1 protein-coding gene is annotated in these 854 nt (G+C 43.3%); it reads left to right on the plus strand.

The features are described 5' to 3' along the window. Window positions 1-53: 53 nt before the first annotated feature. The coding region (locus EOJ37_RS14300; RefSeq protein WP_127960525.1) for an ISAs1 family transposase at window positions 54-854 on the plus strand (801 nt) is incomplete at its 3' end.

Raw genomic sequence — 854 nt, forward strand, 5'->3', positions numbered from 1 at the left:
GATGGAGAAATTTACTTATTACCTGAGGCAGCATCGATTATATACCCGCACACTTGGCATTATTTGAGTTTATAGAAATGAGGGGATCACTAAGACGCAAAGACATTAACAAAAAACATAAGTTGGTCGATGTCATTTTTTTGGTTTTCTCCGCTGTGCTCAGTGGCGCATCGGGATGGAAATCGATACAGGAGTTTGGCGAACTGCAACTTGGCTGGCTCAAACAGTATGCTCCATTTGAAAATGGGATCCCCCGAAGACACTGTATTGCCAACATTATCAGAACATTAGATAGTGATATCTTGGTGGAAGCCTTATTCCTATGGATTAATGAGCGTCGAGTAAAGGACGGAAAAAAACTGATTGCTATTGATGGAAAAACGATGAGAGGTACAAGAAAAACATCAATATTGCAGGCATTGCATGTGGTGAGCGCCTACGATGTGGGGGCTGGCATTGCCTTGTACCAAAAGGCGACCGAAAGTAAAGGAAAAGAAGGGCCGATTGGCAGAGAAATCATTCGATTACTGGCCCTTGAAAATGCCATCGTGACGATGGATGCACTTCACTGTCAGGTGAAAACGCTGGACTTAATCACACAGCGTAAAGGCGATTATATTGTGGGCGTTAAGAACAACCAAAAACAGCTTTATCAGTTTGTTAAAGAAAGGTTTTCCGCTGCTTATGATACAGAGGAATTTGCTGAATTCACGGAACAAAATAAAGGTCATGGTCGTCTTGAACAGCGTATTGTCATGCAGCTACCCGCTGATTTACCTGATGATTTGAAACAGCGTTGGCCGTCAATACGCAGCCTGATTGAAGTGGTCAGTGAGCGAGGAAAACCGGGTGAT

Origin of the sequence: Serratia microhaemolytica, from assembly GCF_004011885.1 — a bacterium.
In the GTDB taxonomy this organism is placed as follows: Bacteria; Pseudomonadota; Gammaproteobacteria; order Enterobacterales; family Enterobacteriaceae; genus Serratia_G; species Serratia_G microhaemolytica.